At 68.8% G+C, this 16,673-nt stretch carries 12 protein-coding genes; 3 read left to right on the forward strand and 9 right to left on the reverse strand.

Going from position 1 to position 16,673, the window contains the following annotated elements:
* Window positions 1-49: 49 nt before the first annotated feature.
* From L0M17_RS15560 to speB, 5 genes are all read right to left on the reverse strand, one after another.
* The gene (locus tag L0M17_RS15560) at window positions 50-1,837 is read right to left on the reverse strand and encodes an ABC transporter ATP-binding protein (protein WP_241055127.1); all 1,788 of its coding nucleotides are present in this window, start codon (window positions 1,835-1,837) and stop codon (window positions 50-52) included.
* A 192-nt stretch (window positions 1,838-2,029) separates the two neighbouring features.
* Window positions 2,030-4,093 (reverse strand): MDR family MFS transporter, encoded by a 2,064-nt coding sequence (locus tag L0M17_RS15565; RefSeq protein WP_241056474.1) that lies wholly within the window; start codon window positions 4,091-4,093, stop codon window positions 2,030-2,032.
* A 16-nt stretch (window positions 4,094-4,109) separates the two neighbouring features.
* Window positions 4,110-4,619, reverse strand: a complete 510-nt coding sequence (locus tag L0M17_RS15570; protein ID WP_241055129.1) for a MarR family winged helix-turn-helix transcriptional regulator — start codon at window positions 4,617-4,619, stop codon at window positions 4,110-4,112.
* Window positions 4,620-4,860: 241 nt separating this feature from the next.
* Complete coding sequence (locus L0M17_RS15575; protein ID WP_241055131.1) at window positions 4,861-6,564, reverse strand: thiamine pyrophosphate-binding protein; 1,704 nt, start codon at window positions 6,562-6,564, stop codon at window positions 4,861-4,863.
* On the reverse strand, window positions 6,561-7,583 hold the full coding sequence (speB, locus tag L0M17_RS15580) for an agmatinase (RefSeq protein ID WP_241055133.1): 1,023 nt from the start codon (window positions 7,581-7,583) through the stop codon (window positions 6,561-6,563). Before speB ends, L0M17_RS15575 begins: the two co-directional genes overlap by 4 nt.
* Window positions 7,584-7,812: 229 nt before the next feature.
* Here speB and L0M17_RS15585 point away from each other — a divergent pair, with 229 nt between their 5' ends.
* Window positions 7,813-9,789 carry an APC family permease gene (locus L0M17_RS15585; RefSeq protein WP_241055135.1) on the forward strand — a complete coding sequence of 659 codons (1,977 nt, stop codon included), beginning with the start codon at window positions 7,813-7,815 and terminating at the stop codon, window positions 9,787-9,789.
* Between the two features lie 262 nt (window positions 9,790-10,051).
* Window positions 10,052-10,909 carry an endonuclease domain-containing protein gene (locus L0M17_RS15590; RefSeq protein ID WP_241055137.1) on the forward strand — a complete coding sequence of 286 codons (858 nt, stop codon included), beginning with the start codon at window positions 10,052-10,054 and terminating at the stop codon, window positions 10,907-10,909.
* Window positions 10,910-11,050: 141 nt separating this feature from the next.
* On the opposite strand, the gene L0M17_RS15595 is transcribed toward L0M17_RS15590, so the two are convergent.
* Together L0M17_RS15595 and L0M17_RS15600 are read right to left on the reverse strand one after the other, a co-directional pair.
* On the reverse strand, window positions 11,051-11,626 hold the full coding sequence (locus L0M17_RS15595; protein WP_241055139.1) for a helix-turn-helix domain-containing protein: 576 nt from the start codon (window positions 11,624-11,626) through the stop codon (window positions 11,051-11,053).
* Window positions 11,627-11,715: 89 nt separating this feature from the next.
* A complete protein-coding gene (locus L0M17_RS15600) occupies window positions 11,716-12,735 on the reverse strand; it encodes a zinc-dependent alcohol dehydrogenase family protein (protein ID WP_372498034.1) in 1,020 nt (339 codons plus the stop codon).
* Window positions 12,736-12,996: 261 nt separating this feature from the next.
* Between L0M17_RS15600 and L0M17_RS15605 the strand changes: the two genes are divergently transcribed.
* Entirely contained in the window at window positions 12,997-14,118 is a 1,122-nt protein-coding gene (locus L0M17_RS15605) for a VIT1/CCC1 transporter family protein (protein ID WP_241055141.1), read from the forward strand.
* A gap of 72 nt (window positions 14,119-14,190) precedes the next feature.
* Here L0M17_RS15605 and L0M17_RS15610 read toward each other — a convergent pair whose 3' ends face one another.
* Window positions 14,191-15,318: an LOG family protein gene (locus tag L0M17_RS15610; protein ID WP_241055143.1), complete on the reverse strand. Its 1,128-nt coding sequence runs from the start codon at window positions 15,316-15,318 to the stop codon at window positions 14,191-14,193.
* Between the two features lie 192 nt (window positions 15,319-15,510).
* A complete protein-coding gene (locus tag L0M17_RS15615; RefSeq protein ID WP_241055145.1) occupies window positions 15,511-16,548 on the reverse strand; it encodes a Gfo/Idh/MocA family oxidoreductase in 1,038 nt (345 codons plus the stop codon).
* Window positions 16,549-16,673: the final 125 nt, after the last annotated feature.

Consider the following 16,673-nt stretch of genomic DNA (forward strand, 5'->3'; position numbering starts at 1 on the left):
TGGCCCGTCTGATCCTGGCCCGCCTGATCCTGGCCCGTCTGATCCTGGCTCATGCCTGCTCCCCCGCTGCTCCCGCTCCGGTGCCCGCGCCGGCACCCGCGACGCTCTCGGCTTCTTCCGCTGATATCTGGGACTGCACGATCTCCTGGTACGTCGGCGATGTCTCGAGCAGTTCCTCGTGTGTGCCCCGGTCGACGATCTTGCCATTGTCGAGAACCAGGATGTGATCGGCGTCGACGATGGTCGAGACGCGCTGCGCGACGATGACGACGGTCGCCTCCCGCGTCCTCTCCCTGAGCGCGCGGCGCAGGCGTGCATCGGTCGTGACGTCGAGCGCGGAGAACGAATCGTCGAAGAGGTAGACCTTCGGCTCGGCGACGAGGGCGCGCGCAATGCACAGCCGCTGGCGCTGGCCGCCCGAGACGTTCGTGCCGCCCTGCGAGATCCCGGACTCAAGCCCCCGCGCCTTCGCGCGGACGAACTCCGCGCCCTGGGCGACGGTCAGCGCATCCCACAGCTCGTCGTCGGACGCCGCTTCCTTCCCGAACCGCAAATTGTGCGCGATCGTGCCGGAGAAGAGGTAGGGCCGCTGGGGCACCATGGCCACGCGGGACGTGATCTCGTGGCGAGGCATCCTGTTGACGGGGACGCCGTCGAGGAGGACCTCGCCGGACGCGACGTCGTAGAGCCGCGGAACGAGGCTCAGGAGCGTCGACTTGCCCGAGCCGGTCGAGCCGATGATCGCCACGGTCTGGCCCGGCCTGGCCGTGAACGTGATCCCGCTCAGCACGGGCGCCTCAGCCCCGGGATAAGCAAACGAGACGTTCCTGAACTCGAGCACGCCCTCGCTGCGGGCCGGCACCACGGGCTCGCCCGGCTCGCCCATGGAAGGTTCGACGTCGAGCACCTCACCAATGCGGTCCGCGCACACGCTCGCGCGCGGGATCATCATCGCCATGAACGTGCCCATCATGACGGCCATGAGGATCTGGAGGAGGTACTGCATGAAGGCCGTGAGCGAGCCGACCTGCATGTCCCCGGTGTCCACGCGGTGTCCGCCGAAGTAGAGGACAGCCGCGGTCGCGACCTGCAGGAGCAGCATGATGATCGGGAACATGAGCACGAAGATGCGCCCGACCTTGAGCGAGACGTCCGTGAGGGCCCGGTTCGCATCCGCGAAGCGCTCCTCCTCATACTCCTCGCGCACGAACGCGCGGACCACGCGGATGCCGATGATCTGCTCGCGCAGCACGCCGTTGATGGCGTCGATCCGGGTCTGCATCCCGCGGAAGAGCGGCATGAGCAGGTAGACGAGGAACCCGACGACGGCGAACAGCACGCCGACCGAGACCCACACGAGCCACGAGAGCCCCGCGTCCTCGCGGAGCGCCATGATGATGCCGCCCACGCACATGATGGGCGTCGAGACCATGAAGTTCAGCCCCATGAGCAGGACCATCTGGACCTGCTGGACGTCGTTCGTGCCGCGGGTGATCAAGGTGGGCGCGCCGAAGCGCTGCACGTCCTGGGACGAGAAGGCCGCGACCCTCCGGAACACTCCTTGGCGGAGGTCCCGGCCGAACGCCATCGCGGTCCTCGAGCCGAAGTAGACGGCGAGGATGGCCGTCGCGACCTGCGCGAGCGCGACGCCGAGCATGATCTCGCCCTGCTGCCAGATATAGCCCGGATCGCCCTTCGCGACGCCCTGGTCGATGATCTGGGCGTTGAGGCTCGGGAGGTAGAGGGTCGCGATGGTGGTGGCGAGCTGGAAGACCGCTACGGCGAGGATCGACGGCCAATAGCGGGCGCCATAGCGTCTGAGGAGGGTGACGAGCATCGGTGTCCTTCGGTCGGGCCCGCTTCCGGGCAACGCTCCGCAGGAGCCAGCTCGCGGGAGCAGACTCCGCAGAGCACGTCCAGATTAGTCCCGGACCGCGCCGACGGGGATCCTCCCTAGGGAGTAATTCGAGAGGCTGCGGACAGTTGCAGTCCGCAGCCTCTCGAATTGGCTTTCAGGAATGAAAACGCCTCAGTTCGCGCTATGCCGCCCACGCGTCGCGAGGTATAGCGCGGCTTCCTTCTGGAGCTCCCGCTCGGCGTCGAGCTCCTGCTTGATCCCGCCGAGGGCCCTGGCGGTCTCCTCCTGCCGCTCCGCCATGGCCTTCTGCTGGGCGGCCAGCTGCTGTTGTGCGGCAAGCTGATCGGCGATGCGGGACATGACGGTTGCGAGCTTGGCCTGCTGGACGGCTAGGAGCCGCTGCGTCTCCTGGAGTGCCGCGAGGGTCTCGGAGGCCGTGAGCGGAACCTCCGCCATCACGGACTCGTCCGCCTCGGCGAGGAGGAGCTGCAGCTCGCTCTCGAGCTGCGACTCCTCGGCCTCGCCGGCCTGCAAGGAGCTGCCCTGCGACGACGCCGCCAGCGCCGCCCGGACCGCAGCCCGGCGCAGGGGCGGCAGCGTGCCGGGAGCGAACGACGGCGAGCCGGGCGCCTCGGGCAGGTTGGCGTCGTCGTCCGTGTGCCGCCCACCGACGGCGGAGGCTGCGACGGCGGACGGCGCGGCACCGCCGTCGTTCGAGACGGCCTTCGAAGCGTCGACAATGTCCACGGTGCGGCGCAGCGGGACCTCCTTGATGAAGAGGACCGCGATGAACGCGACGACCGCGACGATGCCGGCGACGAGGAACGAGCGGGCGGAGGCATCCCCGAACGCGCTGCGCACGATGTCGGCGATGGGCGCAGGCATGTCGTTGAAGTCCAGGCTCGCCCCGTCCATCGAACCCGCGGTCATCTTGATGCCCTTGGCCGCGAGGCCCTGGGTGATGAGATCCGTCGACTGGTTGTTCAGGATGGTGCCCAGTACCAGGACGCCGATGGCGCCGAACACCGAGCGGAAGAACGCGACCGTCGAGCTCGCCGTGCCGATGATCGCAACCGGGACCGTGTTCTGGACCGCGAGCACGAGGTTCTGCATGGTCATGCCGAGGCCGAGGCCGAGCAGGGCCGAGAAGAGGCCGGTGACGGTGAGGTTCGTCGTGTGGTCGATCGTACCGAGCAGGCCCATGCCCGCCGCGATGAACACGGTGCCGCTGACGAGGTACGCCTTCCACTTGCCGAAGCGTGAGATGAGCTGGCCGGTGACGACCGAACCGATGAAGTTGCCGGCGATCATCGGGAGCGTCAGAAGGCCGGCATCGGTCGGCGTGGCGCCGCGGGCGACCTGGAAGTACTGGCCGAGGAAGGACGACGACGCGTACATCGACACGCCGACGGCCGACGACGCGATGACGCTGAGCGCCGTCGTGCGATTCGCGATGATCTTGAGCGGGATGATCGGCTGGGCGACCTTGGACTCGACGACCATGAGCAGGGCGACGCCGACGAGCGCACCGCCCACCATCGCGGCGGTCTGCCAGGACCACCAGTCGTAGTAGCCGGCCTGGCCCGCGAAGGAGACCCAGATCAGGAGCGTGCTCACGGACGCCGCGAGGAGGAGGGCGCCGAGCCAGTCGATCTTCGCCGGGCGGCGGACGTGGGTCAGCTTGAGCGTGGCCTGGATGAGGATGAGCGAGATGATGGCGAGCGGGACGCAGACGAAGAAGGTCCAGCGCCAGCCGAGGGGCGAATCGACGATGAAGCCGCCGAGGAGCGGGCCGCCCGCCGTGCCTACAGCCATGACCGCGCCCATGTAGCCGGAGTAGCGGCCGCGCTCGCGCGGCGGGATCATCGCGCCGATGATCGCCTGGGCGAGCGCCATGAGGCCGCCCATGCCGATGCCCTGGACCACTCGCGCCCCGATCATCTCGGGGATGCTCTGCGAGATGCCGGCCACGACCGAGCCGATCACGAAGATGATGATGTTGAGCTGGGTCAGGAGCTTCTTGTCGAAGAGGTCGGCCAGCTTGCCCCAGATGGGGACCGTCACGGCGCTCGCGAGGAGCGAGGCTGTGATGACCCAGGCGAAGTCGGTCTGGTTGCCCTTGAGGTCCGCCATGATGGTCGGGAGGGCGTTCGAGACGATGGTGCTCGAGAGGATCGCCGTGAAGAACGCGGCGAGGAGGCCGGTGAGGGCCTCGAGGATCTGGCGGTGCGTCATCTGCGGTGCCGGTGCGTCAGCGGGCAGCAAGCGCTTCCTCCTTCTGTTCGGGGTCCGTATCGAGGGGGTGGGTGACCTTGAGGGGGCCGGAGTGGGCTGCCTCGCGGATCGTCTCGGTAAGCCGTCCGACGAGGTCCTTGCACGTGGCGGCATCGGCCTCGTCCCAGCCCTTGAGCATGTCGAGGAGCAGCGAGATCCGGGCTTCCTCGACCTCCGCGAGCTTGGCCTTGCCGGCCTCCGTGAGCTCGAGCAGCTGGGCGCGCCGGTCCTCGGGGTCCCGCCGCCGGGCAACGAGTCCCCGCTCCTGGAGCTCGGCGATGTGCCGGCTCAGCACGGGCGGGCTCACGTTGAGCTTCTCCGCGATGTCGACGGCGCGGCCGCCGAACTCGCTGATCATGCGGAGCACTCCGGCCTCGGCGGTTCCGACGTCGGCTGCCCTACGGTCGTGGGCGATGCACCGGAGGACTCGCTGGAGGTCCAAGACGTTGTGGATCAGGTCCTGGACGGTCTGCGGTTCGACGGGCATGGCGTCACTTCCCTCGATTGATTGCTTGCAGCAACTATATGTCAAGAAGGTTGCTTAGGCAAACTAATGTGAGGGATGACGCTTAAATGAGGGGATGACGCTTAAACATGTCGCGCCGTCACCTTTGCAGGGTGAGAACCCTGCAAAGGTGACGGCGCAACGAAAAAGGGAGTACGGCGGAGGAGCCGCGGGCTACTGACCGAGCGGGCTACTGACCGAGCGGGCTACTGCACCGAGCCGGCTACTGCACGTCGAGGTGGGTCGGAGCGAACATCCTCAGCTGCGTTTCGACGACGACGACGTTCGGCCCGTCCGCAGCAAAGCCGGCTTCGAGCGCCTCCCGGACGTCCTCGGGCGCGACCTTCCGGGCAGGCACTCCGAACGACTCGGCGAGCTTCACGAAGTCGGGGCGAGCGAGCTCGGTCGCCGTCGCCTTGCCGAACGCGCCGACCATGTACTCGCGCAGGATCCCGTAGCCGCCGTCGTCGACGATGAGCCACGTGACGGGCACATTGTGCTGGCGCGCCGTGGCGAGCTCGCTGATCGAGTACATCGCGGAGCCGTCGCCCGAGACGGCGAGCACGCGCGATGGCCGGCCGATGGTCTCGAGGCCGACGGCGCCCCCGATCGCCGAGGGGAAGCCGAAGCCGAGGCCGCCCGCGCCCTGGGCCGAGTGGAACTGGCCCTGCCGCGCGTCCCAGCAGCTCCAGGCCCAGTACGCTGCGATGGTCATGTCCCAGAACGTCTGCATGTCGTCGGGGACGGCCGCACGGATGTCCGCCATGAAGCGGAGCTCCTTCGCAAGGTCCTGCGACTCGAGGCGGGCCCGAACCGCGGCGAGGGAGTCCGCGACGAGCTGCTCGGGCGTCTTCCCATGCCAGTCAGGCTTGAGGGGCCGGCCATCCCCGGCCTGCTCGAAGGCTTCGAGGGCCGCGTTCAGCGCGGCGAGGGCCTGCCCCGCATCCGCGCGGATGCCGAGACCCGGACGGTTCGACTCGAGAACCCGCGGCTCGGCGTCGATCTGGATGATGCGCCCGCGAGGTTCGAACGTGAAGTAGTTCGAGGTCACCTCGCCGAGGGAGGAGCCGACGACGACGAGCACGTCGGCGTCCTCGAGGACGTCGGTCATGTGCCGGTCCTCGACCCAGGACTGCAGCGAGAGCGGGTGCGTCCAGGGGAAGGCGCCGTTGCCACCGGGGGTGCTGATGACGGGGGCGCGCAGCCGCTCCGCGAGCGCGAGCAGGGACTTCTCCGCGTGCCCACGGCGCACCCCGCCGCCCGCGATGATCGCGGGGCGCTGCGCCGTCGTGAGCCATTTGACGGCTTCGCGGACGAGCTCGACGCGCGGCGGGTTGTCAGCGGCGATGGCGAGGGCGTCCTCGACGGGCGGGACGACGATCGGATCGAGCAGGACGTTCTGCGGGATCTCCACCCACACCGGACCCTGGGGCGAGGAGATCGCGTCGGTCCACGCGTCCTGAATCGCGGACGGGATGCCTGAGGCATGCTGGATGAGGCGTTGGCTCTTGGTGACGTTCGCAGCCGACGCCTTCTGGTCGTCGAGCTGGTGCAGCATGCCCTTCCGCCGGGCGCCGAGGCCCTCGAGCGGGATCTGGCTCGCGATCACGACCATCGGGACGCCTGTCGCGTACGCCTCCTGGAGGCCTGCGAGCGACGTGAGTGCGCCGGGGCCGGTAGAGAGGAAGAGGACGCCGACTTCGCCCGTGGCCCGGGAGTAGCCGTCCGCGGCGAACGCCGAGTTGTTCTCGACGCGGCTCGAGACGAACTTGAGGTTCCCGCGGCCCATCGCGTCGAAGAGGCCCAGCGCGTGCTGGCCGGGGATGCCGAACACGGTCTTCGCCCCGAGGGCTTCGAGCGTCTCGACGACGAGGTCGCCGCCGTTGCGGTGCTGTTCCCGCTGCTCTGCCGCCGATTCCGTGCTCACTGAGCACCCGCCGTCGTCCGCTGGGCCGCCCCCCGCTCGGTGCGGTTTGCTGCCTTCGGCAGTTCGCTCATGAGCGAGACGAGGTCGTAGGCGACGTGGCTCGCAGCGACTCCGGTGAGCTCGGCGTGGTCGTAAGCCGGGGAGACCTCGACGACGTCGGCGCCCACGAGGTTGAGGCCGCGGAGGCCGCGGAGGATCTCGAGGAGTTCGCGGCTCGTGATGCCGCCGGCCTCGGGCGTTCCCGTGCCCGGCGCGTGGGCGGGGTCGAGGACGTCGATGTCGACCGAGACGTAGAGCGGGCGGTCGCCGATGCGGTCGCGGAGCTTCGCGACGGTCTCCCGCACGCCCTGGTAGTAGACGTCGGACGACGTGACGATGCCGAAGCCGAAGCGGCGATCGTCCTCGAGGTCCCGCTTGCCGTACAGCGGCCCCCGCGTGCCGACGTGACTCAGCGCATCGGTGTCGAGGATGCCTTCTTCGACCGCGCGGCGGAACGGGGTGCCGTGCGTGTACTCAGCGCCGAAGTAGGTGTCCCACGTGTCGAGGTGCGCATCGAAGTGCAGGAGGGCGACGGGGCCGCCCGTGCGCTCCGCCGCCGCACGGAGCAGCGGGAGGGCGATCGTGTGGTCGCCGCCTATCGTGAGGAGGCGTGCGCCGTCTTCCGTGAGGTCGAGGGCGTTCTGCTGGATGGTCTCGATGGCCGCGTTGATGTTGAACGGGTTGACGGGCACGTCCCCCGCGTCGGCGACCTGCGCCTCAGCGAACGGAGAGAGGTCAAGGGCGGGGTTGTACGGGCGCAGGAGGCGGCTCGCCTCGCGCACGTGATTGGCGCCGAAGCGCGCGCCGGGCCGGTAGGAGACGCCGCTGTCGAAGGGGACGCCGACAATCGCGACGTCGGCGCTCTCGACCTGGTCCAAGCGCGGCAGCCGGGCGAACGTCGCGGCGCCGGCAAAGCGGGGGATGCGGGACGAGTCGATCGGGCCGAGCCGACCATTGTCCTCGATGCGCAGCTCTTCCAAGGGGTTCCTCCAGAGTTCTTGGCGTTGTGATTCACACTACAGCAGAGTTGCCCTTTATGCACCTCTTGTTTCCTATGAACGGGCGACGACGGAGCGTTTCCTTTCATTTCAACAGTCGTGCCGCCAATGTGAGACGCGCTACACGAGCAGTTAAGGATGCGTAAAAGGTCCCATCTGCGCGACGGGGCGGGCCTAGTCTCCCAGCAGGAGATTCGAAGAAGCAGGAGCCATGACCACACTCACCCGGCCGCCGGCCGAACCATCGGACCGCAGACGGCACACGGGCGGTGGCTTCCGCTCCTGGCTGCTCGAAGGCATGCCCGAAGCCTCGGGTCATCACCCCGGGCCCCACGGGGTCCCCAAGGAAGAGCACAAGCCGTCCTCATGGTGGAAGGTCATGTGCCTCACCGGCGTCGACTACTTCTCGACGCTCGGCTACCAGCCCGCCATCGCGGCCGTCGCCGCAGGGCTGCTCGCGCCCATGGCGACGGTGATCCTCGTCGTCGTCACGCTCCTCGGTGCGCTCCCCGTCTACCGGCGGGTCGCGAAGGAGAGCCACAAGGGCGAGGGCTCGATCGCGATGCTCGAACGGCTCATGCCGCGATGGGGCGGCAAGCTCTTCGTCCTCGCACTCCTCGGCTTCGCCGCGACCGACTTCATGATCACGATGACGCTCTCGGCTGCCGACGCGAGCGCCCACCTCATCGAGAACCCGTTTGCGCCTCAGTTCCTCCACGGGCAGCAGGTCATCATCACGCTCGCGCTCATCGCGCTCCTCGGCGTGGTTTTCCTCCGGGGCTTCCGCGAGGCGATCAACGTCGCCGTCGTGCTTGTCGGGGTATACCTCGTGCTCAATGCCGTCGTCATCTTTGTCGCGATCGCGCACGTGTTCACGGACGGGGTCGCCGTCACGAACTGGTGGACCGCGCTCACCACCCAGCACAGCAACCCGCTCGTCATGGTCGGGATCGCACTCATCGTCTTCCCGAAGCTCGCCCTCGGCCTCTCCGGCTTCGAGACCGGCGTGGCCGTCATGCCACAGATCAAGGGCAGGCCGGACGACAAGCCCGAGTACCCCGCCGGGCGGATCAAGGGCACCCACCGCCTCCTGACGACCGCCGCCGTCATCATGTCCGCGTTCCTCATCACCTCGAGCTTCGTGACGATCCTGCTCATTCCGGAGCAGGAGTTCCAGCCGGGCGGGAAGGCCGACGGGCGTGCGCTCGCGTTCCTCGCGCACCACTACATGGGCAACGGCTTCGGGACGGTGTACGACATCTCGACGATCGCGATCCTGTGGTTCGCCGGGGCCTCGGCCATGGCGGGTCTGCTCAACCTCGTCCCGCGCTACCTCCCCCGGTACGGCATGGCGCCCGCCTGGACGCGGGCCGTGCGGCCGCTCACCCTCGTCTTCACGGCAATCGGCTTCCTCATCACCTGGATCTTCGACGCGAACGTGGATGCGCAGGGCGGCGCGTACGCCACCGGCGTGCTCGTCCTCATGACCTCCGCTGCCATCGCCGTAACCCTCTCTGCGCGGCGGAAGAAACAGAAGGCTCTCATGTGGTTCTTCGGGGTGGTGAGCGCCGTGTTCCTCTACACGACCATCGCCAACGTCCTCGAACGGCCGGACGGCATCCGGATCGCAGCCCTGTTCATCGTCGGCATCCTCGTGGTGAGCTTCGCCTCGCGCGTGCGCCGCTCCTTCGAACTGCGAGCCACCCTCGTGCGGCTCGACGAGCAGGCGCTCGAGTTCCTGGCCGAGATGGACCAAGGCCCCATCAGGCTCATCGCGCACGAGCCGAAGCGCCTCGACTCCGAGCGGTATCAGACCAAGCTCGAGCATGCGAGGGCCGCGAACCACCTGCCCGAGGACGCCGACATCCTGTTCATCGAGGTGGTGGTCGACGACAGTTCCGAGTTCGAACAGGAACTCGACGTGCGCGGCGTCAAGCGCCACGGGTTCAAGGTGCTCGAGGTCCATTCGAACAACGTGCCCAACACGCTCGCCGCGATCCTCCTGCACCTGCGGAACGTCACCGGGCTCATGCCGCACATCTACTTCCGGTGGACCGAGGGGAACCCGGTCATGAACCTCACCAAGTTCCTGTTCTTCGGCGTGGGCGAGATCGCTCCCGTGACGCGCGAGGTGCTCCGCGAGGCCGAGCCCCGCGTGACCGAGCGCCCGTGGGTGCACGTGGGCTGACGCGCCCCCGCTCGCGCTCCCGCCCCGCTCCCGCCCCGCTCCGGCCCCCGCTCCCGCCCGCGCTCCCGCCCGGTTGTGTTTTCCCAATCGGTCGGGAGCGCGGCGTGTCTGCCGAGGCACGGAAACCGCAGCTCCAGAAATGGGCTGGAACGCGGCGGCCCGGCAACGCCACTCGCCCTCCACAGCGTCCCGGCCCGGCGCGTCGTCCACATGGCCTCCGCCGGAACGCCGCCGCCCCTTGCGTCCATGAGCTGCTGGTCCCATGGACCCTCTCCAAATCCTCAGCTCACTGGGCGGCGTGGCGCGTTCCGCCGCCCTTCTGGACGCCGGGCTCAGCCGGACCGACCTGGATTTCCTGGCCCGACACGTCGCCAGGCCCAAGCGCGGCGTCTATGCGGCGGAGGACTGCCGACGCGACTACCTCGCGGCCATCATGCACAACGCCGTTGTCACGTGTGCTTCCGCCGCACGCGACTACGGACTCTGGCTCCGCACCCCGCCGCCGCAATATCACCTTGGCTGCGACCACGGGCACTCGACGAATCTCTGGGCAGCGGTCGCGGGCGTCAGCTCAAAGGTCCACCGCGGCCTTCGGTATCCGAAGCATCACTCCCTCCCTCTGGCGGCCCTCGAAGATGTGCTCCTCCACGCCCTTCGATGCCTTCCACGAGAGGCCGCCGTGCCCCTCGTCGCGTCGGCAGTCAGGCTCCATGGCATCCGGACCGCGTTCTTCGAGGAGGATCTCGCCGCGCAGAAATGCGGCCCGGCACTTCAGGCCCTCCGCGCGGTCGACCCACGAGTCGAGTCCCTTCCCGAGGCCGAAGCCCTGCTTCTCCTCATCCCCCTCGCACGCGAGCTCGGTTTGGAGGTCGAACCGCAGGCCTACGTTCCGGGGATCGGACGAGTGGACTTCCTCATCGGAGGATTCCTCATCGTCGAGATTGACGGTGTCTCCTACCACTCCGACAGGTCGTCTGTCCGAAAGGACCGTCAGCGCAACAACTCGGCCGTTCTGGGCGGCTACATCACTCTCCGCTACGTCCCCGAAACCATCTGGAATGAGCCGGATCGGTTCGTCACGGACGTAAGGGCCGCACTCACGGGGCGGCTCACCCGGTGATCGGCCCGCTCCCGCCCGGTTGTGATTTCCCAATCGGTCCGAAACGCGGCGCGGCGCCGCACGGCACGAGTTTCCGGCCTCAGAAGTGGGCTGGAGCGGGGGCCGACCGGTGAACTGACCCGTCGGCGGGGTGTCTGGAGGCTAACGGCTGGCCGCCGGCAGCAGGACCCAGAGGACGGTGGTGGGCTTGTCGGTCGGATTGACCCACGAATGCGGCTCGCGGCCAGGGAATGTGAGGGTGTCCCCGGCCGAGAGCTCGTACCTGTCGTTCGTCATGATCAATTCGATCCGCCCGCGCACCACGTGGAGCACATCGACGTCGCAGTCGACGGCGTAAAGATCCGACTCCCCCTTTCCCCGGGGCTCGATCTCGGCCTGAATGATCTGGAGCCGCCGCTCGGACCGCGCCGTCAGCAGCCGCTCGACGATTCCCTCGCCGCCCAGGGAAATGCGGGGCGCCTCGTCCGCCCGGGTCAGGTGGGTTTCCGGCGTCGCAAACAGGTCGCCGATGGGGAGGGAGAGGACTTGGCACAGGGTCACGAGGGAGGAGACGCTGGGCGAGGACTCATCCCGCTCGACCCGGCTGAGGAAGCCCTTCGAGAGTCCAGCCGCCTCGGCCACCTGCTCGATCGTCATGCGCTGCGATTCCCGCGCGGCACGGATCCTCGAACCGATCGCGATAGCGGCGTTGCTCGGCTCGACGGGCAGGGCTTTCATAGGTCGCCTCTCTGGGACGCGCAGGAACGGAAGGGGCCCCCGCTGCTGGAGGTCGAGTTTATAGGACAACGCTCGGTGCCCTCTGGGAATCACCGCACCAGCACGCCCACCCCGCTGTGCGCGCCTCCCGCAAGGTCGTCAAGCGCGCGGTCAGCGTCCTCGAAGGGGTAGGGCACGACGGCGGCCCGCAGCCCGAGGCGCGCAGCGAGCGCGAAGAGTTCCTCACCGTCACGCCGGGTGTTGGCGGTCACTGAGGTGAGCGTCCGCTCGCGGAACAGGTGAGCCTGATACTGCAGCGGCGGGATATCGCTCAGGTGGATCCCGGCGACGGCGAGCGTGCCGCCCTGTTCGAGGCCAGCGAGCGCGATGGGGACCAGCTCGCCCGCCGGAGCGAAGAGGATCGAGGCGTCGAGGGGCACGGGCGGCCCGCCCTCGGCTGGGCCGGCTGACGCAGCACCGAGCTCGAGCGCCAGCTGGTGGGCCTCCTGCCCGCGGGTCAGCACATGGACCTCCACCCCTTGGGCGATGGCGATCTGTGCGGTCAGATGGGCACTGGCCCCGAAGCCGTAGATACCGAGCCGCCCGGCCGGTGGGAGATTGGCCCGACGCAACGCACGATAGCCGATGATCCCCGCGCACAGGAGGGGTGCCGCCTGTTCGGCCGGCACTTCGTCCGGAATCCGGTAGGCGAAAGCTTCAGGGACGGTCGTGTACTCGGCGTACCCGCCGTCGTCGTCCCATCCGGTGAAGCGCGCGTCGACGCACAGGTTCTCGCGCCCTGAGCGGCACCATCGGCAGAGGCCGCACGTTCGACGCAGCCAGGGAATCCCCACCCTGTCACCCGGCGCAAACCGGCTCCCACCCCGACCAGCACGGACGACGCGCCCGACCGCCTCATGCCCCGGCACGACGTGCGGCCGGTGAACGGGCAGGTCGCCGTCGGTGACGTGCAGGTCGGTCCGGCAGACGCCGCACGCCTCGATCTCGACGAGCACTTCGCCGGCATACGGGACGGGAACGGGTCGCTCGACGAGGCGGACGCGGGTGCCAGGCGCACCGACGCTTTCCCACGCCCGCATCGTGGCAGGCACTGACTTGTCTCCCGGCATCGCGACCTCCAGCCTTCGACGCACCTACGCTCGGCGTCATTTTCCCACCAAGACCCCGGACGACGGCGCAGCGCGGCTTCAGGGGCCGGCGGACGACGGCGGGGAGCGGCTCAGACGCCATGTGTCGCCCCAGATGACACCCGGGAAATTGAGGCATGCCGAAGTCTCGAGCGCTGGAGAACCGGCCGAAAAAGCGCGAAAATCCGGGCTAGAGTGGCGTGGGCAAAGGGGCCCGAGATACCCACTCAGCCCAGGAGCACCATGCCGACTACAAGCCCATCCGAACCCGCCCACAAGCCCCGGCAGCCGACCCCGGCAGACTATCGCCGCTGGCGGCAGTACCTCGCGGACGAGCGCGCCGAGGCTTCGATCTACCGCGCGCTTGCCGACCGTCGTGAGGGCGAGGAGCGCGAGATCCTGCTTGGCCTCGCAGATGCCGAAGGGCGTCACGAGGCGCACTGGACCGCGCTCCTCGGAGATCAGATCGGCAGGCCTCGGGCCGCCTCCGTGCGCAGCCAGATCCTGGGCTTCCTCGCTCGGCACTTCGGCTCCGTATTCGTGCTCGCCATGGCCCAGCGGGCCGAAAGCCGCTCGCCGTACTCGACCGATCCCTACGCCACCCCCGCAATGGCCGCGGACGAGCGGATCCATGAGGAGGTCGTGCGGGGGCTCGCAGTGCGGGGCCGCACCAGGCTCTCCGGCTCGTTCCGTGCAGCTGTCTTCGGGGCCAACGACGGTCTCGTCAGCAACCTCTCACTCGTGACCGGCATGGCGGCCTCGGGCGTATCAAGCCACGTGGTGCTGCTCTCGGGCGTGGCCGGTCTGCTCGCGGGGGCCCTGTCGATGGGGGCCGGTGAGTACATCTCCGTGCGGTCCCAGCGCGAACTGCTCTCGGCCTCGCGCCCCACGCAGGTGACCCTGACGGCGGCTCCTGCCCTTGACCTCGACCAGAACGAGCTCGTGCTCGTCTACAAGGCCCGCGGCATGAGCCAAGCCGCGGCCGAACACCGCGCCGCCGAACGCCTCGGCTACTTCACGTGCGACTGCGACCCGAGCCTCTCGCTCCAGCCTGAGCGCGCGGCCGAGGAGGACGAGCACGAGGCGATCGGCTCCGCCTGGCAGGCTGCCATCAGCAGCTTCTGCTTCTTCGCCTCGGGGGCGATCGTGCCGATCCTGCCGTTCCTGTTCGGGATGGTCGGGGTCTCCGCGCTCGTGGTCGCCGCGGTGTTGGTGGGCTTGGTGCTGTTGGGGACAGGCGCCGTCGTCGGCCTGCTCGCCGGCGCTTCGCCGCTCTGGCGCGCCATGCGGCAGCTGCTCATCGGCTTCGGCGCCGCAGCAGTCACCTACGTGCTGGGATGGATCTTCGGAGCGGCGGTCGGCTAACCTCCCGCGGCACCCCTCTCGTTGCGCCGTCAGCTCCGCAGGGTGCGCACCCTGCGGAGCTGACGGTGCAACCTATGCGGCCAGGACCGCGACCGCCTCGTCCACCGAGTCCACGAGGTGGACGCGCTCGGCCATCCCCCGGCCCGCCGCGAGACGCTCGAGGAGGGACCACGCCGGAAGCTCCTCGGTCCAGTAGCGCTTGCCCATGAGGACCATGGGGTTGATAGCCTCCGGCGTCGCGTAGTAGTTCTCGCAAGCGTCCTGGAACACTTCCTGCACCGTGCCCGCCGCGCCCGGGAGGAACACCACTCCCCCATTGGCCTTCTCAAGCAGCACTGCCTCACGCACGGCATTCGCGAAGTACTTCGCGATGTGGGTTGCGAACATGTTGGGCGGCTCGTGGCCGTAGAACCAGGTCGGGATGCCGAGGCTGGGAGTCCCGCCCGGGTGCGAACCGACGACGGCGAGGGCGGCCCGTGCCCAAGCGCTCACCGAGGGGCGGAATCCGGGGACGACGGCGAGGCGGCGGAGAGCGTCGTCGAGTTCGTCCTCGGGGGCGCTAGAAAGATACGCGCCGAGGTTGGCGGCCTCCATCGTCCCGGGTCCGCCGCCCGTGGCGACCACGAGCCCCGCCCCAGCGAGCCCGCGCCCGAGGCGAGCGGCGTCGTCGTACGTCTGGCTCCCCCGCTGCGCCGCGTGGCCACCCATGACGCCGACGATCTTTCGGCCGGCAAACGGGCCCTTGAGCGCATCCTGGAGGGACTCGCCGATGTGATGGTCGTGCAGCGCGACCGAGAGGGCTCCCTCGACCCCCGCCCTCCCCTGCTGCTTGGTCCAAGCGTAGATGAGGGCGTCGGGGGTCTCCTCGTAGGGCCGGAATTCGACGCCCTCATAGAGCTCCGGCCCGGTGTAGAGGCCGGGGCGGTAGGGATTGAACGGGAGGCCGGGGATCGCGGGAAAGACGAGCGCGCCCCTCGCCCGGAGGGAGTCGTCCATCCCGGGCGCGAGAACGCAGCCGAGAAACACGGCGCCCGAGGGATCCATGGCCTTCAGCTGAGCGGAGCGTCCGCTGAAGTCGATCGACTGGAGATGCCAGCCCGACATCTGCCGGGCGCCGCCTGCAACGAGCTCGTCGAACTGATCGAGTGACTCGACGTCGAGCGTTCGGGGCATCGGGCTGAGCGCGGGGGTCGCATTCATGGGGAAAGGCTAGCCCCCGTCGACCACGCTGGGTCGCATGGCCAGCCCGCCGCCCTCGTCGGCCGCCTCCTGGCCTGCGTCTTCGCGCTCCCGCCCGGTTGTGTTTTCCCAACCACTCAGGAACGCGGCGTTTCGCGGGCAAACCGTGCTTTGCCGCCTCAGAAGTGGGCTGGAACGAGCCGCCCCGGCGCGCTAGGCCCGCGCCGGAACGTTGACCCGTACCGGGCGGCCCGTCTCGAGCGACTCCTGCGCGGCATCGGCCACTCGGGACGCCGCGACGGCGTCCTCGGGTGCGCACGGGTTCGCCCGTTCGCCGAGCACGAGCTCCACAAACGCCGCGAGCTCCGCCCGGTACGCCGCGTCGAACCGCTCCGCGAACGTCTTGTGCGTCTCGCCAGCGGGGAACGAGACACCCGCCTCAGTCGAACGGAGTGCGGTCTTGTCGTCGAGCCCGACCATCACGGATGATTTCGAGCCCTGGACCTCGAGCCGGACGTCGTGGCCAGCACCGTTGTACCGCGTCGCGGAGACGGTGCCGACTGTGCCGTCGTCGAACGTCACGACGGCGAGCGCGGTGTCGACGTCGCCGACCTGGCCGATCGCCGGGTCCCCGTTGTTGGAGCCCTTCGCGTACACCTCGACGATCTCGCGTCCGGTGAGCCAGCGGAGGATGTCGAAGTCGTGGACTGAGCAGTCGCGGAACAGGCCCCCCGAGGTCGCGATGAACTCGACCGAGGGCGGGAACATGTCGCCCGTCATCGCGCGGAGCGAGTGGATCCAACCGATCTCGCCAGCGTCGAAACGGCGCTTGGCCTCGAGGTAGCCGGCGTCGAAGCGCCGCTGGTGGCCGATCTGCAGGATGCCGCCATGCTCGGTGATGTAGTCCAGGACGGGGAGCGACTCCGCGACCGAGCCTGCGACGGGCTTCTCACAGAAGATGGGGATGCCCGCGTCGACGCCGGCGCGGATGAGCTCGGGGTGCGTCGGGGTGCCGGTCGCGACCACGAGGGCGTCGACCCCGGAGGCGATGAGCCCGGCGGCGCCGCCGGGCACGAATTCAGCGCCGACCTCGGCTGCGACCGAGCGAGCATGCTCCTCGGCGACATCGGTGAGCTTGAGCCGAAGGTCGACGGAGCGGGCCGCGAACTGCTCGCGGAGCGCGGCGATGTTGTGCGCGTGCATGACGCCGATCCGTCCGACGCCGACGAGTCCGAGGGTCACTTGCTTCACTGGGCACTCCTTCGTGGCTGATTCCACATTGGCTTCACTACATTGGGTTCACTACATTGGGTTCACTGTGGGAACGTTCCAAGGTTCGCATTAGAGTATCCCTGTGACCGGACCTACGGTCAAGC

Origin of the sequence: Sinomonas terrae, from assembly GCF_022539255.1 — a bacterium.
GTDB classification, from domain to species: Bacteria; Actinomycetota; Actinomycetes; order Actinomycetales; family Micrococcaceae; genus Sinomonas; species Sinomonas terrae.